We start from the raw sequence: 25458 nt of genomic DNA, 5'->3' as shown, positions 1-25458 counted from the left end.
TCGCCAGCATAGGCGGGAACAGTCCTCAAGTCAAACAGGAAAGGACCGGGGGCGACCGGGCAGGTTTGGAATCGGGTCATCGCCCGTGCCGGGGGCCCGGCGCCCCCGTCGTCGCCCGGAGATCCCGGTGAAAGATCCCGCTTTCCCCCGCCGCGTCTTCTGGTACAATGACCCGGGAATCGTCACCCGAGGTCGGGCCGGGGCCGGATTCCGACCTGCCGAAACCGCGAGGTCTCCCATGGGGAAAAATCCGGACGCGAAGAAGCCCTTTGAGACATTCGAACTGGTCGTGGCCGTCCTGCTCGGCCTCGGGGCGGTCGGGGCCTCGGTGGCCAGCTACCAGAACGGCAAGTGGAACAGCGCTTCCTCGCTGGCCTACGGCGAGGCGAACGCCCGGACCTCCAACGCCGCGGCCGTCTTCAATTTCGCCGTGACCCTCATGTCCTCGGACAACGCCATGGACGTCCAGGCCCGGCAGCTGCTGCTGAGCGCCGCCGCCGCTTCTGACCCATTGGCCCGCTTGCGCGACCTTAACCTGATCAATTACTTGTACAAAAACCGGATGAGCGATGCCGGGCAAGAGGCGCTGGGCGTCCCCGCGGAATACCGGCCGGTCAACGGAAAGCCCCAGCCCCCCGACATGCCCCTTGAGCTCATCCAGAGGATTCAGCAGCGTGACCTTGACCAGAAGTACATTGAACAGATGCTGGGCCCCGCGAACCAGGCGTTCGGGGAGGCGAAAAAGAAGTTTGACGAGGGCCGCACGGCCGGCGACCAGGGGGACGAATTCAGCCAGGTGAGTTTGTTCTACGCCGTCAGCCTGTTCATCACGGGGGTCGCGATGGTGCTCAAATCCGGTATCCGGTGGGCCTTCGTGTCCATCGGCCTGGTGGTCTTCGGCTATGCCACCTTCCGGCTCCTCACCGCCCCCTGGTACTGAGCGCGGGGGCGCGGGTCGTCCGGTCCGTGCCCGGTGGCGGACCCGGCCGTGCCGACGCTGTTCCGGCGCGACGCCCATCACACCGGGCCGGTTCCCACCGGGAAACGAGCGATGAACCGCGGGCCAAGGATGTCAATGGCGACACCTGCGAAATTGACGAGAAGGAAGTGGCGTTTGTTCGGAAACCGGGAGCGCCCTCCCGGCTTCCGGCCGGAACCCCTGCCGGCAAACCGTCGCCGGACCGTCTGCCTGGTCCTGGCCGCGGCGGCCCTGATCCTGTTCGTCCGGAAAACCGATGCCTTCCTGAATCCCCAGTTCTGGGCCGAGGACGGGGCGGTCTTCTTCCTCCAGGACTACACCCTGGGGCCCTCGGCGGTCTGGGAGCCCTATGCCGGGTACCTCCACCTGTTTCCCCGGCTGGTGGCCCTCGTCTCCGGCGCCCTCCTCCCGTACGCCGCCCTGCCCCACGCCTACAACTATGCCAGCCTGCTGCTGAACCTCCTGGTCGTCGCGGGCCTTTTCTCCCGAAGGCTCGAACTGCCGGGCAAGCCGGCCCTGGCCCTGGCGATCGTCCTGGTTCCCCACCTCACCAACGAGGTGTTTCTCTCCCTCACCAACATCCAGTGGGTCCTCGCCATCCTGCTGGTGGCCACGATCCTCAAGAAACCCCCGGGCAAGGCCTTCGGCAACCTCCCCCTCCAGTGGGCGGCGGACCTCGGGACCGTGATCCTCTGCGGCCTGACGGGGCCGTTTGCCGTCCTGTTCCTGCCGTTTTTCGTCTGGAAACGGATCCGGGACCGTGGGCTGCACGCAACGATCCTGCTGGCGGCCGCCGCGACGGTGGCCGCTGTCCAGCTTCTCACCTTCGCCGGCCACCCCCCGGAAGCGACCGGCCCGGTGATCCGGCAGATCGCCCCTTACGTGGAGGTGGCCGGGGTCCGCTGCTTCGGCAACCTCTTCCTGGGCAAATCCCTCCCCCACCACGTCAGCCCCTGGGCCCTCCTCGCCCTTCTGATCGGCCTTCTCGCCTGCCTTCTCCACCGTGCGGCCAGGGAAGGCCGGCAGTACCCGGCCGCCGTCCTCCTCGGGTGCGGAACGATCGTGGTGCTGGCCACCCTGTACAAGTTCCGGTCGGACCCCGGGACCCTGGTCCCCTCCTCCGCGGGCCCCCGGTACTTTTTCCTTTTCCACGTCGTGGTCGTCTGGTGCCTGGTGCTGCTCATGGAGAAGCGGAACACCTGGAGGCGGCACCTGACCCTGTCGCTGCTCGGCCTCGCGCTGCTGTCCTCCCTCACGTCGGGCTTCCACTCCCGGCCCTTCATCGATTACCAGTGGGCGGCCCGCAGCGCGCAGATCGGCCAGAAGGACCTCGTGATCCCCCTCAACCCGAAAGGGTGGTCGATGGCGGTCCCCGCAAACAGGGACCGCCACTGACGTGACATTCCGCGACCATCGCCAGTGTCCGCGAATTCATAACACCTGTTCCTGTCCCCCTTCCTGAAGTTTAGGGTCCGACCCGATGAATCGTGGCCGTCGTGCTCAGCGACCCTCGGCCCCGGCACCCCGTTCGTGTATCTGTATATTCCGTGTATTCAGTGTATTTCGTGGTCCCTTTCCCGGTTGATCCGGGTTGGGAAAAATCCCTTGACAGATCCCCCGACCTGGTTTACCTTCCGGTAGGTAAAGACGGCGGACGGTTCCGCCGAGATCCGCGGGGGGAGGGTGAAATGGAAATCAACGGTACGATCGGGACGGAAAGGTCGCCGAATCGGGAGGGGACCGGGAGCATCCTTGCGGAAAAGGCAGCCGCGACGGACGGGGCGCGGGAGCGGCTCCTGAAGGCGGCCACCGAGGTCTTCAACCGGAAGGGGTACGCCGCGGCCTCCGTCAGCGAGATCGTCGCGGACGCCGGGGTCACCAAGCCGGTTCTCTACTATTATTTCGCGAACAAGGAAGGGATCTACCGGGAGATCATGGAGACGGCCTTCGCCCTCTTCGACGAGGTGCTCGACCGGGATTACGCCCACTGCCCCACGGTGCGGGAGAAGATCACTGCCCTCTTCGACGACGTCGTGGACCTCTTCCGCCGGCACCTGCCGGTGGTCCGGCTGTTCCACGCCATCTACTACGGGCCGCCCCAGGGGGTGCCCTTCATCGATTTCCACGCCAAGCACATCAAGTGGAACCGGGTCATCCTGGACCGGGTGGAGGAGGGCGTACGCCGCGGGGAATTCCTCCCCCTGGACCCTCTCGACATGACGCAGGCCCTCATGGCCGCCGTCATCTATCGTCTGGACCTGCTCCTCTGCCCCGAGATCGAGAACTACCCCATGCCGGACCACCGCCGGCTCCTGGACATCGTCTTCCGGGGGATCCTCCCCCCGGGCCGAGTTTGAAACGATTGGAGGTACCATGCGCATAGACCGATCCTTCCCGAAACTGGCCCTCCTTCTCCTGGCTGCCGCCTGCCTGACGGGATGCCTGGCCAAGAGCGACGCCTCGCAGGGGGCGACGCCGGCCGCCACGGCCAAGTCCGCCCCCGCCGCGAAACCCTCGGTGCCCGTGGACGTGGCTCCGGTCGCCGTCGGGCCCCTCACGGCCGGCGTGGAGGTGACGGGGACCCTCGTCCCCAAGTTCAAGGCCGAGGTGAAGTCCGAGTACGCCGGCATCGTCACCCACGTCTACGTCACCGAGTGGGTCCGCGTCAGCCGGGGCCAGGCCCTGGCGAAACTGGACACCCGCGAGGCCGAGATCATGCTGAAGAAGGCCCAGGCGGCCGTGGAAGTGGCCCGGTCCGGCCTGCTGCAGACCCAGGTCCAGGAAGCCCGGGCCAACCGGGAGTACGACCGCATGGTGAGGCTCAAGAACGGCGGCCTGGCCACCCAGCAGGCCCTGGACGAGGCCCTGACGGCCAAGCAGGCCGCGGAGGCCCAGACGGCCGCCGTGAAGACCCAGGTGGCGGCGGCCGAGGAAGAGGTCCTGCACGCGAAAACCCGGCTCTCGAAGGCCCTGATCACCGCCCCCATGAACGGCGTCGTCGCCAGGCGGGACGTCAACGTGGGCGACCTGGCCGGCGAAATGGGCAGCCCCCGGATCATGTTCCTCATCGTGGACAACTCCCTGCTGGAACTCACCGTGACGGTGCCCTCCTTCGAGATGGACAAGGTGAAGCTGGGCCAGTCCCTCGACTTCACCACCGACGCCATCCCCGGAAAGACCTTCACCGGCACCGTGAAGTACATCAACCCCATGGTCAACGAGGCCGACCGCTCCCTGACCCTGGTCGCCGAGGTGCGGAACACCCCCGAAATCCTCAAGGGCGGGCTGTACGTGAAGGGGCGGATCCTCACCGAAGAGCGCCCGGCCGTCCTCCAGGCCCCCCGCGCCGCCCTGGTGAACTGGGACATGAAGGCCCGCAAGGGCGAGGTCTTCGTGGTGGAGGGGGCCGTCGCCCGCAAACGCGCCGTGACGACCGGCGCCGTGGCGGGGGAGAACGTGGAGATCGTCGACGGGCTGAAGGAGGGCGAGAAAGTCATTTTACGCGGAAGTTTCCAGGTTCGCGACGGTGACGCCGTGGCGGCCGGCGCGAGGTAGACCCATGTTTCTTTCCGACCTTTCCATCAAGCGGCCGGTTTTCGCCACCGTCATGATGCTGGCGCTGGTGACCCTGGGGATCTTCTCCTATCGCCGGCTCTCCGTCGACATGTTCCCCGACGTGGAAATCCCGGTCCTCTCCGTGATCACCGTCTTCCCCGGCGCCTCCCCGGAAACCGTGGAGCGGGAGGTGTCCAAGCGGATCGAGGAGGCCCTCAACCCCATACCCGGCGTCAAACACGTGACCTCCCAGTCCCGCGAGGGGGTCTCCACCGTCATCGTGGAGTTTCAGCTCGAGGTCCGCATCAACGAGGCCTCCCAGGACGCCCGGGCCAAGATCAACGCCATCCGCGGCGACCTGCCCCAGGGGATCCAGGAGCCCATCATCCAGAAACTGGATTTCTCGGCCATGCCGGTGGCCTCCGTGGCCGTGCGTTCCGACCGACTCTCGCCCCGCGAGATCACCACCCTCGTGGAGAAACGCATCAAGCGGCGCCTCGAGAACCTCCCCGGGGTCGGCAAGGCCGACATGGTGGGGGACCAGAAGCGGGAAGTCAGCATCGACATCAACCCGGACCGGCTGAACGCCCTCGGGATGGGCGTGGACGAGGTGATCGCCGGGCTGGCGTCCGAGAACGTCAACACCCCGCTCGGGCGGCTCACGGACGGCAACCAGGAGTACGCCGCCCGCATCTCCGGCAAACCAAAGGAAGTGAAAGAGTTCGAGTCCATGATCATCGGGGGCAGGAACGGGCGCCCCGTCACCCTGTCAGAGGTCGGCGAGGTGAAGGACGGGACCCGCGAACAGCGGACCCTGGCCCTCATCGACAACGTCCCGGCCGTGGCCCTCGACATCCTCAAGCAGTCGGGCGCCAACACGGTGGACGTCGTGGAAGCCGTCAAGAAGGAACTCCGCCGGCTGCAGCAGGAACTGCCCCCCGGAACCACCCTCGACCTGGTCCGCGACGGTTCCCTCTGGATCCGGGACTCCGTCCACGACGTCCAGGAGACCCTGATCATCGGCGGGATCCTGACCGTCCTCATCGTCTTCCTCTTCCTCAACTCGTGGCGCTCCACGGTCATCACGGGGCTCACCCTGCCCATCTCGGTCATCGCCTCCTTCATCATCATGAACTTCGGCGGCATGACCCTCAACGTCATGACCCTGATGGCCCTCTCCCTGGCCATCGGGCTGCTCATCGACGACGCCATCGTGGTCCGGGAGAACATCGTCCGCCACCTGGAGCACGGCGGCGACCACTTCGAGGCCGCCCGCAAGGGCACCAGCGAGATCGGCCTCGCGGTCCTGGCCACCACCTTCTCCATCGTGGCGGTCTTCGTCCCCGTGGCCTTCATGAAGGGGATCATGGGACGCTTCTTCTATCAGTTCGGGATTACCATCACCTTCGCGGTCCTGGTGTCCCTGTTTGTCTCCTTCACCCTGGACCCGATGCTGTCGTCGCGGTGGATCGACCCGTCCATTCTCCACAAGGGCCGCCGAAGCATCCTCACCCGACTCCTGGACGTCTTCAACCGCTGGTTCGACCGCACGGCGGACGGTTACCGCGTGCTCATCGGCTGGGCGCTGAACCTCCGGTGGGTCGTGGTGCTGCTGGCCGTGGGGGCGTTCGTCGGCGGCATCGCGATCTTCGGCTCCCTGGAGAGCGAGTTCATGGTCCAGCAGGACCAGGGCGAGTTCCAGGTGCTGTTCAAGAGCGCGCCGGGCGCCTCCTTCCAGGAGACCCGGGGACGCATCGAGACCATCCTGGCGGGCTTCAAACAATTGCCCGAGATCGAGCACACTTACGCCACCATCGGGGCCGGGGACTGGGGGACCGTGCGCGACGGGGCCGTCTACGTGAAGCTCAAGGACCGGAAACTCCGCCAGCGGAACCAGTTCCAGGTGATGCGCCAGGCGCGCGCCATTTTGTCCGCCACGCCCGGCATCCAGTCGTCCATCATGGAAGCAGGACGCCTGGACGATCGGAAACTGCTGATGGTCTCCATCCGCGGCGAGGACATCCCCAGGCTGAAAGCCTACGCTGCCCGGCTGAAGGCCGGTCTGCAGGCGGTCCCGGGGATCGTGGACCTCGAGGCCACCCTCGAGTACGACATGCCCGAGTTCCGCTTCACCGTGGACCGCAAGCGGGCCACCGACGCCGGCCTCTCCACCGTCAACGTGGCGCGGACCCTGGGGGCCCTGGTGGGCGGCCAGGCCGTCTCCACCTACGAAGACGAGGACGGCGACGCCGTGGACGTCAAGGTCCGGCTCCCCGAAGACCTGCGGCGCAACCCCGAGCAGGTCAGGACCCTTTTCCTGACCGCCCGGAGCCCGCTGGGGCAGACCTCCCTCATCCCCCTGGGCAACCTCCTCGAGACGCAGCGGAGCGTGTCGCCCGCCGAGATCAACCGCCAGGACCTCTCCCGGGAGGTGGTGGTACAGTCCAACCTGGACGGTCTGCCGCTCGGCACCGCCGTCCAGAAGGCCCTCGACCTCACGGCGAAAATGCCCCTGGAGCCCGGTTACCGGTACGTCTTCTCCGGCGAGAACGAAATCATGGAGGAATCCTTCGGGTACATGGCGGACTCGCTGATCCTGGCCATCGTCTTCGTCTACCTGATCCTCGCCGCCCAGTTCGAGTCCTTCATCGACCCGTTCTCCATCATGCTTTCCCTGCCCCTCTCCCTGGTGGGGATGGCGGGGATGCTCAAGCTGACCGGCGACACCGTCAACATCATGTCGTTGATCGGCCTGATCATGCTCATGGGGCTGGTCACCAAGAACGCCATCCTGCTGGTGGACTTCGCCAAGGCCCTGCGAACCCGGGGCCTTTCACGGCGGGACGCCGTGATCCAGGCGGGGCGGACCCGGCTCCGGCCCATCGTGATGACGACCCTGGCCATGATCTTCGGCATGCTCCCCCTGGCCCTGGGGATCGGTGCGGGCGGCGAGTTCCGGGCCCCCATGGGGCGGGCGGTCGTGGGCGGGCTCATCACCTCCACCTTCCTGACCCTGCTGGTGGTGCCGGTGGTGTACACCCTCCTCGACGACGTCACGTCCTTCTTCCGGCGCCGCCGGCAGCGCCGGCTGGAGCGGCTGGGCCTGGCGGCCAACCCCAACGGGCACGTCCACGACGCGAAGCGAAAAGAACCGTCGGGAGCGGAACTCGAGCCGGCCCTGGCCGCCGCTGAAGACCAGGCGCCTTGAGCGCGGGGCACGGGCTCCGAGGGGAAGGGTGGCGCAAGCTTCAGCTTTCGCGGGTCCAAAAGACGGTCGGCAAGGCCGCGGCAAAACGCCGACGGCGCCGGGGGCGATGGGTCGGCCGACCGCCTCGCGCAAGGCCCGCTTCCGGTTTTTCGTGTGGTTCGTGTGGTTCGTGGTCAATATCCGGTCGTCCGGATCAGGAAGGTCAAGATGAAAATTTCCGACGTACGCACTCATACCCTGTGTATCCTGCTGGCAGGATTCGTGATTTCGCATGTGGCGGCCTCGGCGCCGGCCCGGGTGGTCACGCTCCGGGAGGCGGTGAACGTCGCCCTGGAGCGAAACAAGGACATCCAGAAGGCCAAGGAGTTCCGAAACGTCGTCCATGGCCGTTACATCCAGGAACGCTCGGCCGCCCTGCCCCACCTCACCGTCACGTCCGGGGTCAGCCACCAGTCCGACGGCAGCCAGAGCGTGATGTTCGAAGGCTTCGACTTCCCCACCAGCAGCTACGCCTTCAACGCCGAGGTGGGCTTCACCCAGGCCCTCTACACCTGGGGCCAGGTGGGGGCCGCCATCCACGCGGCCAAGGAGGGGGTCAAGGACGCGGAGGTCCAGCTTGAAATCTACCGGCAGGCCGTGGTCCGGGACGTTTCCGCCGCCTTCTACGACATCCTGCTGGCCCGGGAACTCCTGAAACTGGCCCAGGAGAACCGCCTGCAGAAGGAGCGCCACCTCGACGAGGCCCGCCGCCGCTTCCAGGAGGGCGTGGCGACCGACTACGACGTCCTGGCGGCGGAGGTGGCCGTCCAGAACGCCAGCCCGGAGATCATCAAGGCGGAGAACATGATCCGCATCGCCCGGGACCACCTGGGCTTCCTCCTGGGCCTCGACAACGAGGACGTGGACGTCGCGGGCGACCTGCAGGCCGAGCCCGGCCCCATCCCCCCCTTCGACCTCACCCAGGCCAGGGCCCTGGACAACCGACCGGAGCTCAAGGAGATCGGCCACCGCCTGGCCATCTACAAGGACGCCGTCAAGATCTACGCGGCCGGGGACAAGCCGAGGCTCGACCTGACGGGCGGCGCCGGGTGGCGCGAACTCTGGATGGGGGGCAACCAGGGGGGCGGCTGGGCCACCAGCGTCGGCGTCCGGATGACCTTCCCCGCCTTTGACGGCGGCTACACGAAGGGGAAGGTCATCCAGGCCCGCAGCGACGTGGAGTCCACCCGGATCGAGGAAGCCAGGCTGCGGGACGCCATCGCCCTCCAGGTGCGGGACGCCCTCAGCAAGCTGCGGGAGTCCTCCGAGATCCTCAAGGCCCTCCACGGCACCGTGGCGGAGGCCGAGAAACTCCTGAAGATGTCCGAACTGGGCTTCCAGTACGGCGTCAAGACCCGGCTGGAGGTGGACGACGCCCAGCAGAACGTCAACGCCGTCCGCTTCAACCTGGCCAAGGCCCGTCGCGACCTCATCGTGGCCGGCATCACCCTCGACTGGGTCACGGGCACCCTGGACACGTCCGAAAAGTAAGGGGTGGCGCAAGCTTCAGCTTGCACGCACCCTCCTGACGCCGCATCCACCGCGCTCCAGGAGTGTGCCGCCACCGGCACGCCAACCCCATTCCCAAGGAGAAACCCCACGGCGGCGCATTTTCGGGCTGCGCTGACCCCACGCTGCTTTGACCGCGCCGCCGGGGGTGAAGCGTGCTCCGGAGCACCGTCCCGGGCCGGCGGCGCGGGGCGGGGGAATTTTATAACTGATTCTTCTACAAATGTTTCACCCCTGGCGGGGTGAAGGCTCAGAGGGGATGATCCCCCAAGGCGAGGGCGCGGCGTACACGATCCCGGCGGCGTGTGGGCGCGGCGTACACGATCCCCCCGGGGCGAGGACGCAAAACGCCGCGATCCGCGTCAGTAGGCCGCGTTCCGCAGGCCGGCGACGACCAGGTCGGCGGTGTTCTTGAGCATGGTCAGGCTGAGGTTCTCCGCCGTGTCCGTGCTGCGGTGGTGGTGGTCGCCGTAGGCGATGAAGCGGTAGGCGGGGACCTTCGCCGCCAGGAAGGGGCAGTCGTCGCTGGCGCACTGCCCGCCCAGCTTGAGCGGGATCAGCTTCTTCTCCTCGAAGGCCTTCCCGACGAAGCTGACGAACACCGGGTTGTCATCGGGGTTGGAGATGCAGGGCCCGTACTGGTCGTCCAGGTAGTCGAGCTGGATCATCATCCGGGTCCTGGCCAGGGGGAAGAGGGGCTCTTTCGTCACGTAGTGGGTGGACCCGTACAACCCCTGCTCCTCGGCGCACCAGAGGGCGAAGACCAGGGTGCGCTTCGGCTTGACCCCCGACCGGGCAAAGGCGGTGGCCGCCTCCAGGACCACCGCGGTCCCGGAGGCGTTGTCCGCGGCGCCAAAGAAGATCCGCCCGTCGGCGCCGGCGCCCAGGTGATCGTAGTGGGCCCCGACGAGGATCACTTCCTCCGCCAGGGCCGGGTCCGATCCCCGGAGAATGCCGAACACGTTCCGGCTGACGGCCTCCCGGCAGAGACGGCTCTGGAGCACCAGATGCACCCGTTTGCCCAGGGCACGGGCGGCCGGCGCCCTGGCCGCCGCCTCGGGGGCCATGCCCAGGAGCGTCTCGGCCGCTTTCCGACGCAGGAAGACGGCGGGAAGGTCCGCGTGGTACAGTTCGGGATGGAAGTCCCGCTTCAGGTCGGTCGCCTGGACCTCGGCCTCGTCCCCCTTCTCCTCGACCCGCTCGCCCATCTTGCCCTGCGGGATGAAAACCACCGCCGCGGCCCCTTTCCGTGAGGCCGTGTCGAGCTTGCGATCGACGCGGGCATCCTCTGCCTCGACCCCCTCGGGCTTGCCGGACAGGATCACGGCCACCTTCCCCTTCACGTCGACCCCGGCATAGGAATCCACGGTCGCGGTCTGAAGGCCGAAACCCGCGAAGACCAGGTCCCCGGTCACGTCCCCGGAGCCGGAGTAGTCGACTTCCCGGTACTCGTCCAGGTAGGCGTAAGCGTGAGGCTTCGCGTCCCCCTGCCCAAGGAGCGTCAGCGAGGCGCCGGGCAGGACCTCCCAGAGCGGGAAGCGGACCTCCTGCGTGCGCACCTCCAGGCCGGTGGCCCGCATGGCGTCCTCCACGTACGCCTCGGCGGCCTTCCCGGAGGGGGAGCCCGTCAGGCGCCCGCCCATGGACGGGGCGCTCAGGTCGGCGACCCAGGTTTCCAGGCGCTTCGGGTCCGCCTGCTCGGGCAGTCCGGCGATGGCCGCGCCCCCCAGGCAGAACAGGATGACCAGGCTGAGTGTCCCTTTCGTTTTCATGGTTTCCCCGTTGAACTGGATTACGTTCCATCCCATTGATGAGATGAACGTTTTGAAACAACGTCTACGGATTCGGCGCCGGTTTGATTCACCCCCCGGTCGAATCGCCGGCCGGGCGGATCGGGATGCCGGCCTTTTCCAGCACGGAGCGGAAGGCGTTGGCGACGTAACGGAAATATCCCGGGGCGAGGCGGTTCTCCAGGCGGTGGGAGCGGTAGATCTCCCGGACCTTCCAGGCGTAGTTGAGCCGGTCGAGGTAGACGAACTCCACGATCCCGGCGAGCCGGGAGGCCAGCCGGTGGGGGTTCATGGGGAGGGCGGGGCCGACGAAGGCGTAGGTGTGGACACCGGCCGCCCGGAGGGTTCGGAGGGCTTCGAGGCGCCGGTCGACAGGCGGGGCCCCGGGTTCGAAAAGCCGCCGGACGTCTTCGTCGTCGGTGGTGACGGAAAGGCCCACCTGGGCGCGGTCCCCGAGGGCCAGGAACAAGTGGGTGTCCCGGACGACGAGGGGGGAGCGGGTCAGGACCGAGACTTCGAAATCCCCGCGTTCGAGGATGGCTTCCAGACAGCGGCGGGTGAGGCCGTGCTCCCCCTCCAGGGGCTGGTAGGGGTCGGTCACCAGGCTCAGCCCGATGACCCCCGGTTTCTTGCGGACCAACTCCCGGCGCAGCAACTCCGGCGCGTTCTCCTTGACGTCCACGAAGCGGCCCCAGGTCTCGCCGGCGTGGCCCGCGAAACGGCCCATGAAGTCCGCGTAGCAGTAGCGGCACCCGAAAGCGCAGCCGACGTAGGGGTTGAGGGAGTAGTCGATCCCGCGGATCTTGGAGGGGGAGAGCACGCTCTTCACCCGCACCGCCCGCACGGCGGGGCCGAACGCGCCGTCGGGGGGGCGTTCAGGGCCGCCCACGGGTCGGGCCTCCCGATGCCCGGACCAGCCTGGGCGCCCACTCCCGCGGGGGCCGGGGCGGGACGGACCCGGGCACCCCTTCCGATGAAAACCGGGGCATCCTTCGGCTGGCGGCCCGGCAATTCACTTCTTTCCCCTGCGCTGCGGCGTGAACGCCCACCAGGGTCGGGGGTCGCCCCCCTCGGCGAAGGCGACGACGGCCCGGAAGACGTCGAGGACACACGGGTCCTGTGTGAACCCGGTCTTCTCGCAGAGGGCCCGGTAGAGCTGTTCCGGGTCCCGGCCCGTCAGTTGGGCGGGGTGCTCGATGCCCAGCAGCCGGAGGTCGGCGGCGGTCGCCTTCCCCACGTTCGGGAGGTCCTCAAGGCAGGAGCACTGATCAATACGGTCGACTCTTCTCTTGGCCATCTTTTCCTCCAGCAGATCTTCCCGTTGATGATAGCGGGAGACGCGCCAGGGAGCAACAGAGAAACAGGACACCCATTTTCCCCCGAAAATGCCGGATGTCCACGATGCTCATTCGAATCCGGCAAGTGCCATCGCCACTCACTCATCCGGGCGGTTGACAAGGCACTTTTCCCGTGCGAACATGGGATCGGATCTCACACGGGGAACGAACGCAGGAGGGCCCATGCGCGTACGGTTTTCCTTGCCGCGAAGAGTTGTCTGGGTTTTGTGCCCGGTCCTGGCGGCAATCTCAATCGAAGGCATGGCCCCGCTGATTGTCGCGTGGAAACGCCCGGAGCAGGTGAAGATGCCGGACCAGGGTGAACTCCCGTTTCTGAGCTTCCGCCCATGGTCAGCTGTCCCCTTCTCCGACACCTCCGTCAACCGGACCTGCCCGAACGGCACCGACATCTTCGTCAACTCTTCGCTACCGGGTTTGGCTTCCTCCGCTTGCCAGACCAAAGGCTGATCCGTTCATGGAGTCCATCGTCCGGACGATGACGGCCCTGTTACTCGCCTTGAGCTTCCTTTTCGTCGCCTGGGTGGTGGGGTGGCGTCTCAAAGCCGTCCGCGGGGCGCTTGGCCGATGGGTGGCTTCGCTCGCATTTCTGGCCTGGTTTCTGTCGATCCTGTTCCACCTCCTGGCGGCGGTACGGGGGTTCGCTCTCGCCCCGGTGACAGTGCTCGCAGGGTTGTCGGCGGCCGGAGCATACATCATGGCAGGAGGGCGGAAGACGCTGAAAACCTGGGGGGGACGGGAGGTGGTGTTCCTCCGCCGCTTGTCCCGGGCTATTCGACGCAGCCGGCACCGCTGGGTCGTCCTCGCCTTCGCCTCTCTCGCTACCCCCGGGCTCCTCCGGGCGCTAGTCGTCCCCCCCATCGGTTGGGACACACTCACTTACCACGGTGTAAAAGCCGGGATGTTCATCCAAAACGGTGGCATCGACACGATGGAGGGGACCGGTCCCTGGGGTTACTACCGAAACATGCCGGCGGGGGGAGAGGTCTTCACGGCCTGGGGCATGCTGCCACTCCGGTCGGCCGCGCCGGCCGGTGCCGTGGAGGTTACGCAGTGGTTCGGGGCTGGACTCGCCCTGTTCGTCCTTGCGCGGCTCCTGGGAGCGAAAGAGCCCTTCGCATCACGAGCAACCGGGTTCATCCTCTCCCTGCCGACACTTTTCCTCCTTGTGGGAAGCGGATACGTGGAGGTCGGGTTGCTCGCCGCCCTCTCGTCGGCACTCGTCCTGGGAGTGAGCGCGTGGGAGGGGAGACGACCCGCGGCTATTTTTCTCGCTGGAGGAGTGCTTGGTGTCGTTGCGGCTACAAAAATATCAGTGATCCCGACTGCAGCGCTGGTCCTCGCGATCCTTGTCGCACTGGCGTACCGGACCGGCGGAAGGGCGGCTCGACGATTCGCCGTTGCAGGTGTTGTGGCGTTTCTCCTCGTAGTCAGCCCATGGCTCCTCCGAACGCACTCACGGACCGGAGCGTGGCTTTCTCCGGTCCCGGCCCGGGTCGGGCCTTTGGTCTTGGGGGTCGCTCCACCCGAAGTCGAATGGTACATGGACAGGCCTGGCTTGCGAGCTTACGACGTCGCCGCCGAAACCGGAGTCTTGCGGCGGGTCTTTCGGATACCCGGCAGCGGAGACGAAGCGCTCGGTTTTCTCGCCCTCCTCCCGTTGGTGGCGATCCGCCCGGGTCTCCGTCAGCTCCGGGCCCGGCACCGAGGTGCACTCGTCCTCTGTGGGGCCGTTTTCCTAACGACCTTGATTGGTTATTACACGCCTGGATTTTCGTTGATCCGACACTACTGGAGCGCTTCAAGCGCGCGGTTTTTACTCCCCGCTGTCGCCCTCCTGCCTCTGGTCAGCCTCTGCTGGTGCCGCGACTCCTCAATGGCGGCCCGCGTTTGGGGACGTGTCATGGTGGGCGCTACCCTGTTCTTCCTGGCGACAAGTGGGCTCCAGTCCTTTACTGGGGCCTCCGGACGTGCAACGAGCCTGATCGCATTGATCTCGGCCGCTGCACTCATTGCGATGACTCTCGCGGTCAGGATTGGCAGAAGGGCCGTTGTGGCGCCCGCGGCGGCATGCCTCGCCATCGCGGCCGTGTGGCTCGGGTCTCTCCAAGTGATCCAGGGTGTGTACCGGCAGGAACTCTATCGGCTCGACACGGCGATCCATGACGTACCCAAATACTGGGTCCCGGCCGCGTTCGCCGTCGATGATCCGAACCTTGCACGCCGGATTGCCGTCACCTCCGGACCGTTCCAGAATCTCGACAACTGGTTCGCCGCACCGTTTCTGGGGCGATCGCTCCAAAACGAACTCGTCTATGTACCTGTCTCGCACGATGGGCGGATCTGCCCGTTTGGAAAACCTCCTGTGCTCGAGGAACTGTTCCGGACAGCAGACCCGGCCGCGTGGGTGGAACGTCTCCACCGGAGAGGCGTGACAGAGGTGGTATCATTCGCTCCACAGTCGATCGAGCTCGTATGGATGGAGTCGAGACCCGATCTCTTCAGGCCGATCGTTGGGCATTGGGGTATCTGGGGTCTCTTCCGTGTTGCGGGGTCCGACCGTGCCTGGTGAATGCCGTCGATAGTATGTTTGGAAGAGAAGCACAATTGCGCGAAAAATCACCGTCAGTGTTCCCGCAGGAAACGATCGGGATTGCAGACCAGGAACCGACATTATCGGTAACACGTTCACTTGCGTTTCATTAACTTCCAAATCAGGTCGATCGCTTCATCCAGTACATCGACATGGCCATCAAATAGAAGGCCATGGCGATCCAATACAGAAAACCGAACCCGAAATACATCGAGTTGTACTCCAACAGTCCGCCGCACATGGCCCCGAACATGTTTACAGCCATGGCGCCGCTGATGCTGTGCGTGTCAGCGATCAGGGACGAGAAAGCAATCCCGGAAAAAAACATAGGAGATGTCAATACGATCAATGCAATGATCTGCCCCCAGGGTGAGGCGGAATAACCGCCGGAATACAAAATCGACACCCCCCCGATCAGAGAAAGGATGATCAGGCAGAATGCCGCCATGGGCCATCTCCGCCTCATCTTGGAGACTGCGACATTCGCAAGGAAAGCCATGCCAAGGATCGCTGCAATGACGACGCCGATCACTTGCCATGTGTTTCCAAAGACGAGACCCAGCTCAGTGATCGCCTTTGTTTCGACTAACATGAATCCGCAACCCATAAAAAAGAAAGGCAATAGATTGCTTTTTGGACGCTCGTCCATGAACGAGAAAAACAAGGTTAAGGAGATAAGCACTATCAGCAGGATCATCCAAATGTAGGAAACGGGATAGACCCGCCTCGGCATGTAGAAAAACGGCCAATCATCGGTCGAGACATCGGCCAAGATTGAAGGATCGGCATAAGTCGAAGTGCGCTCCGAGAATAACGGGTTAGTGAGAAGCTCGGGTTTGACGACCAGATTTCCATTCTTGCGCTGGGCAAACATCACTGAATTATCATAATGCGTGAAAAGGCAGATGGGAGGAATTCCATCGAAAGCTTGTTGCATCATCAGATAGATCTTGCGACCTATCTCATTGGAAATGATGCAGAATGACAACACGATGACGCCGTCCTCTTTTAGGTGTTTTCTGGCGTCCCGAATACCCTCTACCGTGTAGACGAATGAATCCAAACGGATACTGGAGGCCTGGCTCAGCAGCGTATGAGAGTCAAGGAGTCCATAAACGATCATGTCGTATTGATTTTCCGTCGTTCTGAGGAACTGCCGGGCGTCTTGATTGATGATGTTTACATGGGGGGATAAATATGGTGATTCCGGGTGGAATGTTTTGCCGAGTCTAATAATGGCAGGGTCGATTTCAATGGCATCGATCCGGGGGATGCGTGCGCGCAAGGCCGCAGCAACATCGTTGCCTGTTCCGGAGCCCACGATCGCGACCTGAGTGGGGTGGGGATGAAGGCGATACGGCAATTCGTAATAGTCTGCACATGCTCGAATCGACGGATCCGAATCCTGGTTGATTTTGGACAGATCCAGCACCTTCTGGAAGTAGTGACCGGCTGCACGGATGTAAACCGGAGAAGAGGGTGATCCCATTCTCTCCAGTAATTGATAGGGCGAATAGATATTCTCGATTCCCGTTGACACAGGCCAGGTGAGGATGAGGATCAGGACCAGCGAAGCGCTAAAACTGACAACGATCGCACGAATGCTGTAAGCTTGCAACAGGGCCAGGACGAACAGGCAGGGAATCATCCAGATGACAGGGGGAGTCCAAAAAAAACTGAGTATCAATGTGAGGAGAACACCGATGATGCTCCCTGCCAGGTTCATGCCGTACGCCTTCAGGGATGCAGTCCGATTGAGGAGGCGTCCGCAGATCTGGCCGATAGGAATGAATGGAAGAGCTGTCAACAACATGGAAACGGCGAGAAAGAGGAGGGTCGTAAATAATCTCATGGGTGTCGCCGCAATACTGAATCCCATGTTGAGTTGCTCTTTGATCGGGGAGACAATCAAACCAAGTTGTTGATCACTCAGTCCGTGTCTCAACGTGACCAGGAAAAATACATGGAAGGCAAGCAAAGGCAGAATCAAAATTGCGGTAATTCTGCTTTTTCGGGCCAGGGAATACCCCAACCCCAAACCAGCGAAACAGGCCAGCAGGCTGAAATTTTTATAAAAAGCGAAAACTTCCCACACCGTACCTTGCCAGCGAATGATCGCCAGTTCGAGGGCCAGACTGCCTGCTGCACTCCCAATGATGGCAAGAGGGATCCACTGGTCTGGCATTTCGTCCAGGAAAATTACCGCATGTCGTGCATGCAACGCGAGGAAGGCCTCCAATTTTTTCAATGTCAAGAGAAGGGTAAAGCCCAAGGCCAAACAGATCACTCCGGCCATTGCCTGGTAGAAATCAGAATACTCCGACTCATCACGATGTGCGATTTGGCTCCAACCGATGATAATCAGAGGCAAAGCAATACAAAGCACTATGGTAATGCGGATAAAACCCGTGAATGTTCTTACGGTGTCTGTTTCTTTTTCTTTCGATAGGTTTTGCTTCATGTTTCACCATGGTGTGATCTTGATTTTTCGAGCATTGGCACTGCGCCATGCAAAATCGACAAAAATAAAATTCGATGGCCTCGGATGACCAGCTTTCGCACGATGATCTGGGAAAGGCTCAGGAGGAGGGCATTCTGTACGACCCACCAGAGGATTCCCAGGATCAGGGAGTGAAACATGAATCATGCTCAGGTGGCCAACCAGACGTGGAGGCGGACCCAGGTCTCGTAGAAGAAGCTGAGGAAGAGCAGGTTGGCCAGGGACGTGAGCAGGGCCCGGGGCCAGGTGAACCCCAGGGCGAAGCGCGCCGCGGCGGCGAAGAGTAAAAAGCCCCACAGGACCCCCAGGGGGAAGACCACGAGGAAGACCCAGGGCGCGTAAACGTAGCCGGTCAGCCGGACGATCCGGGAGGCCATGGCCTCGTTCGGCGTCTGGGCGGCCCGGAGGGCGCAGGAGAGGGCCAGGAGGTTGGTGGTGAACCAGAGGACGACCCACGCGCAGAGGGGCGAGAGGACACTGGAGACGAGGAAGAAACCGCCGTCGATCCGGAGGGTGCGGAGGGTGTCGAGCATCGACCGGGCCACCTCGTCCATGGGGGGGTCCAAAAGCCGGGCGGACAGGGCGTACTCGAAGAACTTCAGGGACAGGTACTGGGACGCGAAATGCCCCACCAGGCCCGTCACGATCACGATGAACCCGAAACCCCGCACGCGTCGTGACGGCCGGCTTCCGGGCAACGCGGTGAAAAAGGCCCTCGGGTGGAAAAGCACGGCGCCCAGGGTCCGGAAGAAACGGGCAAGACCGCCCCCCGCCGGCCCGTCTTCCCACGGGATCGGCGCCCGATCCTCGCTGGGATGCGGTGCCGCCTCCCCGTCAGCCACGACCTCCGTGCCCGCTTCGCCCACCGCCGCCGCCGGCTCCGCCGGCAACGGGTCCGGGGGGGGCTCCTCCGGGGGCGGGCCGGCATCGGGATTCATCGGGTCGGGGACCCACCCCTTCCGGTCGCAGTGCCGACACTGCACCCATCCCGGCTCGTCCACCCGGATGGGTTTCCCGCAGTGGGGGCAGAGCGCCAGCATGCCCCGCGCCTCAGCCGATCTTCCGGTAGACGTCCATCATCTGCCGCCCCACCACGGGCCAGGCGAACTTCTCCGCGCGCACCCGGGAGGCCTCGCCCATCGCCTTGAGCCGCGCGGGGTCCTTCTGGAACTCCAGCAGGGCGTCGAGGAGGGGCTCCTCGGTGTCGGCCGGAGCGATCACCGCGTTGTCCTCGCCGACGTAATCCCGGATGGACCCCACGTCGGTGGTCAGCACCGGCAAAGCGCACGCCATGGCTTCCAGGACGGCGTTGTTCGCCGTGCAATCCTTGAGCGGGAGGAAAAGGAGGTGACTCTTCCGGTAGAGGTCACGCAGCGCGTCGTCCGAGATGTCCGAGTGCAGATGGACGTTCTCGAGGCCCGCGTAGAACTCGTGGCACCACGGGAAGGTCACGATGTGAAACTCCACCCGGCTGTTCCGGATCTGGCCGAGGGTCTTGATGACCGAGCGGATCTTGTCCACGTCCCGGAGCCACCACCCCACCGAGATGCACCGGAGGACCCCGTCGTCTTCGCGCTGTGCGGGCGGGGTGAAGTAGTCGGTGTCGATGCCGTGGGGCACCAGGAAAATGTTGTCCCGCTTCGAGAGCTTCCGGAAGAAGTCCATCTGGCTGCTTCCCACCGCCACGATGGCGTCGGCCCGGAAGATGCCCTTGTGATCGGGGATCACCTCCAGGAACTTCCCGGGCGGCTGGTGGAAGGAGACCACGGTCCGGTTCCCGCGGAGGATGGGGAAGCGGGCCATGTACCGGAAATTGTTCTCGCCGTAAAGGAAGTGCACGATGGTCCGGTTGACCAGGTTGATGCGGAACGAGAGTTCCATCTCCATCGAGAAGTGGTTGAAATGGTACCAGTTGGAGTGGATCGCCTTGAAGCGCTTGAACTTGTCGGGGTTCTTCGACGACAGCCACCGGAAGATCTTCCCCGGTTGGTACTGGGACGAGAAGGGGATGTGCCGGGCCAGCATGTCGTACCCGGAGTGGGACGAATGATGCGGGATATGGGAATAGACGAGCAGTATCTTCATGTCAACCTCACGGGCCGATAAAAGGGCATTTTAACGAACCCGGAGGGAAGAGACAAGAAAAAGTGGGGAAAAACCGCTTGACTTCCCACAGGGGACCTTCCGGATAATAGGCGCCATGCGAGGGGCCCTCACCACCACCACGTTCGGTGACACGGTCCCGGCTGAAGGCCGGGTTCACCCCTTCGCCGCCTTCCGCCCGCTGGAGGAGATCCGCCGGAGGGAGCGGGCCGCCGAGCGCCGTTTCGGGCTCCCCCGCAACGTGACGGTCCACCTCCGTCTCCTGGCGGACAGCCTCCTCGAGAACGAACCCGACACGGTGATCTACTGCCCCCCGGCGGACCCCCGCGAGTACCTCGCCCTCTACGAGACCGCCCGGTCCCTCTTCGGCTTTCCCCGGCACGTGGCATTCGGCCCGGGGACCGGCCCGCCGGCGGAGCGGCCGGGGGAGAGCGGGCCGTCGGCCGACCGCCCGGGTGCAGGCCTCACCCCGCCTTCTTCGCGGCGCCGGCGATGGCCCTCCTGTCAATTCGTCAATTCGGCACTTAACGACATATTACTCCCCCTGGCGGCGGCCTACGAGGAAGTCCTGGCGGCGGGGATCGGCCTGCCCCGCCATCCCGGTCGGGGGGAGCCCCCGCCCCGGGAACCCGGGCCCGCGCCCTCCCCCCGGGCCGGCGGCCCCGGCCGGCTTGCCGCCGCCCCCGCGGGCCCGCGTCCGGCCCTCTTCGGCGACTGGCTCCTGGGGCCGGGGCTCCTGGATCGACTCGAGAGCCACGGGGCCCGCCCGGTGTTCATCCAGGCGATCTTCGACGTCCTCCGAAAACGGGCGAAACCCGGCCTTCTTCCGTTCGCCGCCCGGCCCTTCCGGGAGAAAACCCGGGCCTATGGCCGTGCACTCCGGGCCCTCGGCGCCGGCTGCCTGATCTTCGTCCACGCACCCTTTTCCCACAACCGGGCTTCCTGGGGCCGGGAACTGTCCCGCTTCGACCTTCCCGCGCTCTTCCTGGAGTGCGCGGTCCCCGGCTACCTCACCGAGGGGGAACGCATCCGCCTGGAAAATTTCCTGGCCCGGCTGGGCGCCTGACGGGGGCGCCCCCCCCTCCCGAACCCGGGCATCCCCGGAAGCTGCCAACTGTTATCATGTTTTGTTTCATTTGTTTGCCGTCGTCCCAACCCCGTCCTGCACAAAGAATGAGCATTGCGGAAAACCGGTTGAATCTGTGCACGATAGGGGGGAGGTTCCCGGGGAATCCCCGGGGGTTTTCCACATTTTCTGTTAAGAACTCCGGAAGTCCCCGGGAAGACAAGGGTCCCCGAGAAACCCGAGGAGGTAAGGAAAACTCCGCGCCTTTCGCCCGAGGAACTCGCTCAGCACCTCGTTGAACCCCTCCGCCGCCGCCTTGCCCAGGGCGGCGCAGGGGAAGGTTCCACGGAGGTTTGCCGGGTGGGAAACCAGGATTTCGGCCAACAGGGCGAACCACTCCCGGGCGTCTTCCGGGGAAGCCGCGGGCCCCGTCGCCGGCCGCCGTCCCTCCCCGCGAACGGACCCGGACACCGGGGAACAACCGGCGCCGGCCGGGCGGGGCGCCTCCCGGCAGGCCGGGCAGACGAAGCTCGCGGCGGAGGGAAGGTACCCGGCCGGCGGGTAATCGGGCGAAAAAACCGCGCCGCAGGAGCCGCAGGCGGAGGGGTCCGGCAGGATGCCCTCGAGCTTGAGGGCCCAGACCTGGAAGTAGAGCAACGGCAGCAGGAGCGGGGGCCGGGCGTCGCACACCGCGGAAACCGCCCGGAAAAGCCGGAAGAAGCGCTCGCCGGACGCGGTGTCCATCTCGGTGTGGAGGAGGATTTCGGCGGCGTAGGACCGGAGGGCGAAAGCTTCGAGATCCATCGTCCCGGCCCCTCCCCCGTCGAGCACCGTGACCTCCAGGATGGACCAGAGCCGTTCCGGGGCCGCGGGCCTCAGCTTGACTTCCAGGGTGGAGAAGGGGGTGAAGGGGGAGACGGAGCGAAACTTCGGTTTCCGGAACCCCCTCGCGAGCGCCCGCACCTTGCCGTGGGCACGGGAGAGGAGCACGGCGATGCCGTCGGCCTCCCCGTAATCGTAGATCTTCAGGACAACCGCCTCGTCCTGGACCGGACTCACCGCCATCGGAACCTTCCCGGGCCGTCCGTCGTACTAGGGTTGAGCGGTGAAACGCCGCACCGTTCCGTGAGGGTAACACGGAATGGACATCAACATGAACCTTTTTCAGGTGTCCCGTGTCCAATCCAGGGAGGCGGGAATGTCGGAATGGAGCACGAAGATGAGCCGCGACCAGTTGATTGTAGCCTGCATCCTGAAAACCCTCCGGTCCATGCCGGAGGCGGACCGGGACATCTTCATGAAGAAGCACTACCGCGGCTGGGACGAACAGCGGATCGCCCTCTCCCTGGGCCTCGCCGTCAACGACGTGCGGGAATCGCTCCAGCGGTCCGCTTCCATCCTTCTGGGCAACCTCCACCCCCTGGCGGAACACGTGGCGGAGTTCTGATCCCCCGCCCCCCCTGCGCCCCTTGAGCCGTGCAACGCAAGCCCCGGCACGCTCTCCCGGCCGGGGGTGTCGCCGCAAGCCGCATCCCGCCCCCGGGAGCTTCCCCTCCCGAAACCGCCCCACACGAAGACGCTTGCCCGCCCTGCCGAATTCTGGTAATCTGGTCCGTCGAAGAGGATGGCGCCCGATGTCGAAAGCCGTTTTCCTGGACCGGGACGGGACCCTTTGCGCGGACAAGGTCTACCTGTCGGACCCGCAGGGCCTCGAACCCCTCCCCGGCGTTTTCCCCGCCCTCGAATCCCTTCAGCGGGGCGGTTTTCGACTGGTCGTGGTGACCAACCAGTCCGGGGTGGCACGCGGCCTGATCCCGCCCGGGTCCCTGGAAGCGGTGCACCGGGAACTCCACCGGATCTTCGGCGAGCGGGGGGTGCGTTTCGAGGCGATCTACGTCTGCCCCCACCTGCCCGGGGGGGCCGTGGCAGAGTACAGCATCGGGTGCGACTGCCGCAAACCCTCGCCCGGCCTTCTCCTGCAGGCAGCCGAGGACCTCGGCATCGACCTGCGGCGCTCCTTCATGGTGGGCGACCAGGGACACGACGTCGAGGCCGGGAAGCGGGCGGGGTGCCGGACCGTGCGGCTCGACCTCTCCGGCAGCGGGAAGGGGGAGGCGACGGGGGCGCCACCGGCCCCCGACTTCGAGGCGGCGTCCTGGGAAAGCGCCGCCCGGTGGATCCTGTCCCAGGAGGACGAATGAAACCCACATACCAGGAATACGCCCGGGTCATCGACAAATTCAAGAAAGCCACGGTCCTTCACGTCGGCGACCTCGTGCTCGACCAGTTCCTCTTCGGGGAGATCTCGCGCATCTCGCGGGAGGCCCCCGTGCTCATCCTGAAGTACCATGAAACCATCAAGATCCCCGGGGGCGGCGCCAACGCCGTCAACAACCTCCTGTCCCTCGGGGCCCGGGTCCTTCCCGTGGGCGTCCTGGGCGAGGACGAGGCGGGGGAGTGGCTCACCGGCTTCTTCCGCGACGCGGGGGTCGACCTCTCCGGCGTCTTCCGGCGGAAGGAGCACACCACGCCCGTCAAGACCCGCATCCTGGCCGGCTCGTTTCACTCCTCCATGCAGCAGATGCTCCGGATCGACCACGAGGGCCGGCTGGACGCGCCCGCCTGCACCGAGGACGAGATCATCGAGCGAATCGAGGCGGTCCTCCCCGACGTGGACGGCATCGTGGTCTCCGACTACGGCTACCTGTTCATCCAGGAGAAGGTGATCGCGTACCTCTCGGACGTCCGGCGTCGCCGGAACATCCCCATCGTCGTGGACAGCCGTTTCTCCATGCGACGGTTCCACGAGGTGTCCAGCATGACGCCCAACATCTCGGAGGTCGAGTCCGCTTTCCACACCGCCATCGGCGACAACCTCGCCCGCATGGACGCCGCCGCCGAGCAGGCCATCGAGGAACTCGGCCTCGACGCGATCCTCATCACCCGCGGGCGGCTGGGCATGTCCCTTTACAAGCGGGGAACGAAACCCGTCCACATTTCCGTGTTCGGGTCGGACGAGGTGGCGGACGTCACGGGCGCCGGCGACACCGTCATCGCCGTGTACACCCTGGCCCTCTCCTGCGGGGCCTCGTACGAGACCGCCGCCCGCATGGCCAACTACGCCGGCGGCCTCGTGGTCATGAAGCGCGGGACCGCCACCGTCTCGTCCAAGGAACTCCTGAGCGCCATCAAGGCCGACCACCTGGAGAAGCGGAGGTAGCGTCCCCATGGAGGGAAAACTGCGCACCCGTGAAGAACTCGCCGGGATCGTCCGCCGGGAGCAGGCGGCCGGGCGGGTCGTGGTCTTCGCCAACGGCTGCTTCGACCTGCTCCACGTCGGCCACATCCGTTACCTCGCCGCCGCGAAGGCCCTCGGCGACCTCCTGGTGGTGGGCATCAACGGGGACGCGAGCGTCCGGGCCATCAAGGGCGCCGACCGCCCCCTCATGCCCGGCGACGAGCGGGCCGAAATCGTGGCCGCCATCGAATCGGTGGACTGGGTGACCCTCTTCGACGAACCGGACGTGAAGGCCATCCTCCTGGAACTCCGGCCCGACATCCACGCCAAGGGGACCGACTACACGCCCGAGACGGTCCCGGAGCGGGAGGTGGTCCGCTCTTACGGCGGCCGCGTCTGCATCGCCGGCGACCCCAAGGACCACGCCACCCGGGACCTCATCGCCCGGATCCGGACGATCCATGCCCCTTCCGACTGAAACACCGCGGTCCATCCTCATCGTGAAGCTGAGCGCCATCGGGGACACCCTCCACGCCGTGCCCGCCGTGGCCGCCCTGCGGGAAGCCTTCCCCGCCGCGACGATCACCTGGTGCGTCGAGAAGCGCTGCGCGACCCTGGTTCGGTGCCTGGCGTGCGTGGACCGGGTGCTGGAACTGGACACGCGGTCCTGGCGCCGGGGCCGTAAGCTCCGGGGCGAGGGGGGGCTCGTCCCCTTCCTCCGGGACTTGCGCGCCACCCGCGCCGACGTGGCCTTCGACTTCCAGGGCCTCCTCAAGTCGGCGGCGGTGACCCGGCTGTCCGGGGCCCCGCTGCGCATCGGATGGGCACGGCCCCTCCTGAGGGAGAAAGCCGCCGTGGCCGGCTACAACCACCGCGTGGGCGAGGTCCCCCCGCACACCCACGTCATCGAGATCTGCTCCCGGCTCCTCTCGCCCCTGGGCATCGACACGGCCCCCCGGCGGTTCCCCTTCCGCTTCCCCGGGGAGGCTTCCCGCCGGGCGGGCGAGATGCTCGGGGCCCTGGGGCCCCGCCCCTTCGTGATCCTCAACCCGGGCGGGGGCTGGCCCACGAAACGGTGGGCCCCGGAGCGCTTCGGGGCCCTGGCCCTCCGGGTGGATCGCGAACTGGGCTTGACCCCCGTGGTCACCCTCGGGCCGGGGGAGGAACCCTTGGCGGAAGCCGTCCGGCGAACGGCCCCGTCGACCCGGGTCCTGGCGCCGGGCCTGCCCGAGTTCGCGCTGCTTTGCGGGAAGGCCGCGGCCGTGGTGGCGGGCGACACGGGGCCCATGCACCTCGCTTCCGCCGCGGGGGCCCCCGTGGTGGGGATTTTTGGCCCGACGGACCCCCGCCGCAACGGCCCCTTCGGGGAGCGCGCCGTCGTGGTTTCGCGCGGGCTCCCCTGCCAGGGCTGCCACCATCGGAAATGCTCCGACGGCCGGTGTATGGACATTCCCGTCGAGGACGTTTACAATGGCCTGCTCGCCTGCCTCGGCCCGCCGCCGGGTCACGCGGCGAAAGGATGA

At 65.5% G+C, this 25458-nt stretch carries 21 protein-coding genes; 14 read left to right on the top strand and 7 right to left on the bottom strand.

The genetic code is table 11. The annotated features are described in order from the left end of the window. Window positions 1–238: 238 nt before the first annotated feature. From KA419_00315 to KA419_00290, 6 genes are all read left to right on the top strand, one after another. Window positions 239–940 carry a hypothetical protein gene (locus KA419_00315; GenBank protein MBP7864361.1) on the top strand — a complete coding sequence of 234 codons (702 nt, stop codon included), beginning with the start codon at window positions 239–241 and terminating at the stop codon, window positions 938–940. A gap of 174 nt (window positions 941–1114) precedes the next feature. Further along, window positions 1115–2374, top strand: coding sequence for a hypothetical protein (locus KA419_00310; protein ID MBP7864360.1), 1260 nt, complete (start codon window positions 1115–1117; stop codon window positions 2372–2374). 293 nt (window positions 2375–2667) lie between these two features. Further along, window positions 2668–3336, top strand: coding sequence for a TetR/AcrR family transcriptional regulator (locus KA419_00305; GenBank protein MBP7864359.1), 669 nt, complete (start codon window positions 2668–2670; stop codon window positions 3334–3336). Window positions 3337–3352: 16 nt separating this feature from the next. Beyond that, entirely contained in the window at window positions 3353–4534 is a 1182-nt protein-coding gene (locus KA419_00300; GenBank protein MBP7864358.1) for an efflux RND transporter periplasmic adaptor subunit, read from the top strand. A gap of 4 nt (window positions 4535–4538) precedes the next feature. Then, entirely contained in the window at window positions 4539–7742 is a 3204-nt protein-coding gene (locus KA419_00295; protein MBP7864357.1) for an efflux RND transporter permease subunit, read from the top strand. A 261-nt stretch (window positions 7743–8003) separates the two neighbouring features. Then, a complete protein-coding gene (locus KA419_00290) occupies window positions 8004–9272 on the top strand; it encodes a TolC family protein (protein ID MBP7864356.1) in 1269 nt (422 codons plus the stop codon). Between the two features lie 380 nt (window positions 9273–9652). On the opposite strand, the gene KA419_00285 is transcribed toward KA419_00290, so the two are convergent. The 3 genes from KA419_00285 to KA419_00275 all read right to left on the bottom strand — a co-directional run bounded on the left by KA419_00285 (window position 9653) and on the right by KA419_00275 (window position 12377). Further along, a complete protein-coding gene (locus KA419_00285; GenBank protein MBP7864355.1) occupies window positions 9653–11062 on the bottom strand; it encodes a M20/M25/M40 family metallo-hydrolase in 1410 nt (469 codons plus the stop codon). 88 nt (window positions 11063–11150) lie between these two features. After that, window positions 11151–11924 carry a radical SAM protein gene (locus tag KA419_00280; protein ID MBP7864354.1) on the bottom strand — a complete coding sequence of 258 codons (774 nt, stop codon included), beginning with the start codon at window positions 11922–11924 and terminating at the stop codon, window positions 11151–11153. Between the two features lie 168 nt (window positions 11925–12092). Next, window positions 12093–12377: a helix-hairpin-helix domain-containing protein gene (locus KA419_00275; protein MBP7864353.1), complete on the bottom strand. Its 285-nt coding sequence runs from the start codon at window positions 12375–12377 to the stop codon at window positions 12093–12095. Window positions 12378–12600: 223 nt separating this feature from the next. On the opposite strand from KA419_00275, the gene KA419_00270 reads away from it, so the two are divergent. Both KA419_00270 and KA419_00265 read left to right on the top strand, forming a co-directional pair. Further along, window positions 12601–12885, top strand: a complete 285-nt coding sequence (locus KA419_00270) for a hypothetical protein (GenBank protein ID MBP7864352.1) — start codon at window positions 12601–12603, stop codon at window positions 12883–12885. Between the two features lie 7 nt (window positions 12886–12892). Beyond that, on the top strand, window positions 12893–15007 hold the full coding sequence (locus tag KA419_00265; GenBank protein ID MBP7864351.1) for a hypothetical protein: 2115 nt from the start codon (window positions 12893–12895) through the stop codon (window positions 15005–15007). Between the two features lie 142 nt (window positions 15008–15149). On the opposite strand, the gene KA419_00260 is transcribed toward KA419_00265, so the two are convergent. The 3 genes from KA419_00260 to KA419_00250 all read right to left on the bottom strand — a co-directional run bounded on the left by KA419_00260 (window position 15150) and on the right by KA419_00250 (window position 19613). Then, the gene (locus tag KA419_00260; protein MBP7864350.1) at window positions 15150–17489 is read right to left on the bottom strand and encodes a hypothetical protein; all 2340 of its coding nucleotides are present in this window, start codon (window positions 17487–17489) and stop codon (window positions 15150–15152) included. A 188-nt stretch (window positions 17490–17677) separates the two neighbouring features. Further along, complete coding sequence (locus KA419_00255) at window positions 17678–18568, bottom strand: hypothetical protein (protein MBP7864349.1); 891 nt, start codon at window positions 18566–18568, stop codon at window positions 17678–17680. A 10-nt stretch (window positions 18569–18578) separates the two neighbouring features. Continuing rightward, entirely contained in the window at window positions 18579–19613 is a 1035-nt protein-coding gene (locus tag KA419_00250) for a glycosyltransferase family 4 protein (GenBank protein ID MBP7864348.1), read from the bottom strand. A gap of 115 nt (window positions 19614–19728) precedes the next feature. Here KA419_00250 and KA419_00245 point away from each other — a divergent pair, with 115 nt between their 5' ends. Beyond that, window positions 19729–20697, top strand: coding sequence for a hypothetical protein (locus KA419_00245; GenBank protein MBP7864347.1), 969 nt, complete (start codon window positions 19729–19731; stop codon window positions 20695–20697). A gap of 192 nt (window positions 20698–20889) precedes the next feature. Here KA419_00245 and recO read toward each other — a convergent pair whose 3' ends face one another. Further along, window positions 20890–21762 (bottom strand): DNA repair protein RecO, encoded by an 873-nt coding sequence (recO, locus tag KA419_00240; GenBank protein MBP7864346.1) that lies wholly within the window; start codon window positions 21760–21762, stop codon window positions 20890–20892. Between the two features lie 133 nt (window positions 21763–21895). On the opposite strand from recO, the gene KA419_00235 reads away from it, so the two are divergent. The 5 genes from KA419_00235 to KA419_00215 all read left to right on the top strand — a co-directional run bounded on the left by KA419_00235 (window position 21896) and on the right by KA419_00215 (window position 25458). Further along, window positions 21896–22144 carry a hypothetical protein gene (locus KA419_00235; GenBank protein ID MBP7864345.1) on the top strand — a complete coding sequence of 83 codons (249 nt, stop codon included), beginning with the start codon at window positions 21896–21898 and terminating at the stop codon, window positions 22142–22144. A 187-nt stretch (window positions 22145–22331) separates the two neighbouring features. Beyond that, complete coding sequence (locus KA419_00230; GenBank protein ID MBP7864344.1) at window positions 22332–22898, top strand: HAD family hydrolase; 567 nt, start codon at window positions 22332–22334, stop codon at window positions 22896–22898. Continuing rightward, complete coding sequence (locus KA419_00225) at window positions 22895–23917, top strand: hypothetical protein (GenBank protein MBP7864343.1); 1023 nt, start codon at window positions 22895–22897, stop codon at window positions 23915–23917. Before KA419_00230 ends, KA419_00225 begins: the two co-directional genes overlap by 4 nt. 7 nt (window positions 23918–23924) lie before the next feature. Then, window positions 23925–24413, top strand: coding sequence for an adenylyltransferase/cytidyltransferase family protein (locus KA419_00220; GenBank protein MBP7864342.1), 489 nt, complete (start codon window positions 23925–23927; stop codon window positions 24411–24413). Then, the gene (locus KA419_00215) at window positions 24397–25458 is read left to right on the top strand and encodes a glycosyltransferase family 9 protein (protein ID MBP7864341.1); all 1062 of its coding nucleotides are present in this window, start codon (window positions 24397–24399) and stop codon (window positions 25456–25458) included. The genes KA419_00220 and KA419_00215 overlap by 17 nt, the downstream gene beginning before the upstream one ends.

The sequence above is a fragment of the Acidobacteriota bacterium genome, assembly GCA_018001935.1.
GTDB lineage: Bacteria > Acidobacteriota > JAAYUB01 > JAAYUB01 > JAAYUB01 > JAGNHB01.
This window is presented reverse-complemented; position numbering and strand designations above follow the sequence as displayed.

Coding starts and splice junctions, on each gene's coding strand:
- KA419_00235 (MBP7864345.1), top strand. CDS start 21,896: ATGTCGGAATGGAGCACGAAGATGAGCCGCGACCAGTTGATTGTAGCC.
- KA419_00255 (MBP7864349.1), bottom strand. CDS start 18,568: ATGCTGGCGCTCTGCCCCCACTGCGGGAAACCCATCCGGGTGGACGAG.
- KA419_00295 (MBP7864357.1), top strand. CDS start 4,539: ATGTTTCTTTCCGACCTTTCCATCAAGCGGCCGGTTTTCGCCACCGTC.
- KA419_00215 (MBP7864341.1), top strand. CDS start 24,397: ATGCCCCTTCCGACTGAAACACCGCGGTCCATCCTCATCGTGAAGCTG.
- KA419_00220 (MBP7864342.1), top strand. CDS start 23,925: ATGGAGGGAAAACTGCGCACCCGTGAAGAACTCGCCGGGATCGTCCGC.
- KA419_00285 (MBP7864355.1), bottom strand. CDS start 11,062: ATGAAAACGAAAGGGACACTCAGCCTGGTCATCCTGTTCTGCCTGGGG.
- KA419_00265 (MBP7864351.1), top strand. CDS start 12,893: ATGGAGTCCATCGTCCGGACGATGACGGCCCTGTTACTCGCCTTGAGC.
- KA419_00315 (MBP7864361.1), top strand. CDS start 239: ATGGGGAAAAATCCGGACGCGAAGAAGCCCTTTGAGACATTCGAACTG.
- KA419_00270 (MBP7864352.1), top strand. CDS start 12,601: ATGCGCGTACGGTTTTCCTTGCCGCGAAGAGTTGTCTGGGTTTTGTGC.
- KA419_00300 (MBP7864358.1), top strand. CDS start 3,353: ATGCGCATAGACCGATCCTTCCCGAAACTGGCCCTCCTTCTCCTGGCT.
- KA419_00305 (MBP7864359.1), top strand. CDS start 2,668: ATGGAAATCAACGGTACGATCGGGACGGAAAGGTCGCCGAATCGGGAG.
- KA419_00245 (MBP7864347.1), top strand. CDS start 19,729: ATGCGAGGGGCCCTCACCACCACCACGTTCGGTGACACGGTCCCGGCT.
- KA419_00225 (MBP7864343.1), top strand. CDS start 22,895: ATGAAACCCACATACCAGGAATACGCCCGGGTCATCGACAAATTCAAG.
- KA419_00250 (MBP7864348.1), bottom strand. CDS start 19,613: ATGAAGATACTGCTCGTCTATTCCCATATCCCGCATCATTCGTCCCAC.
- KA419_00230 (MBP7864344.1), top strand. CDS start 22,332: ATGTCGAAAGCCGTTTTCCTGGACCGGGACGGGACCCTTTGCGCGGAC.
- KA419_00260 (MBP7864350.1), bottom strand. CDS start 17,489: ATGAAGCAAAACCTATCGAAAGAAAAAGAAACAGACACCGTAAGAACA.
- recO (MBP7864346.1), bottom strand. CDS start 21,762: ATGGCGGTGAGTCCGGTCCAGGACGAGGCGGTTGTCCTGAAGATCTAC.
- KA419_00275 (MBP7864353.1), bottom strand. CDS start 12,377: ATGGCCAAGAGAAGAGTCGACCGTATTGATCAGTGCTCCTGCCTTGAG.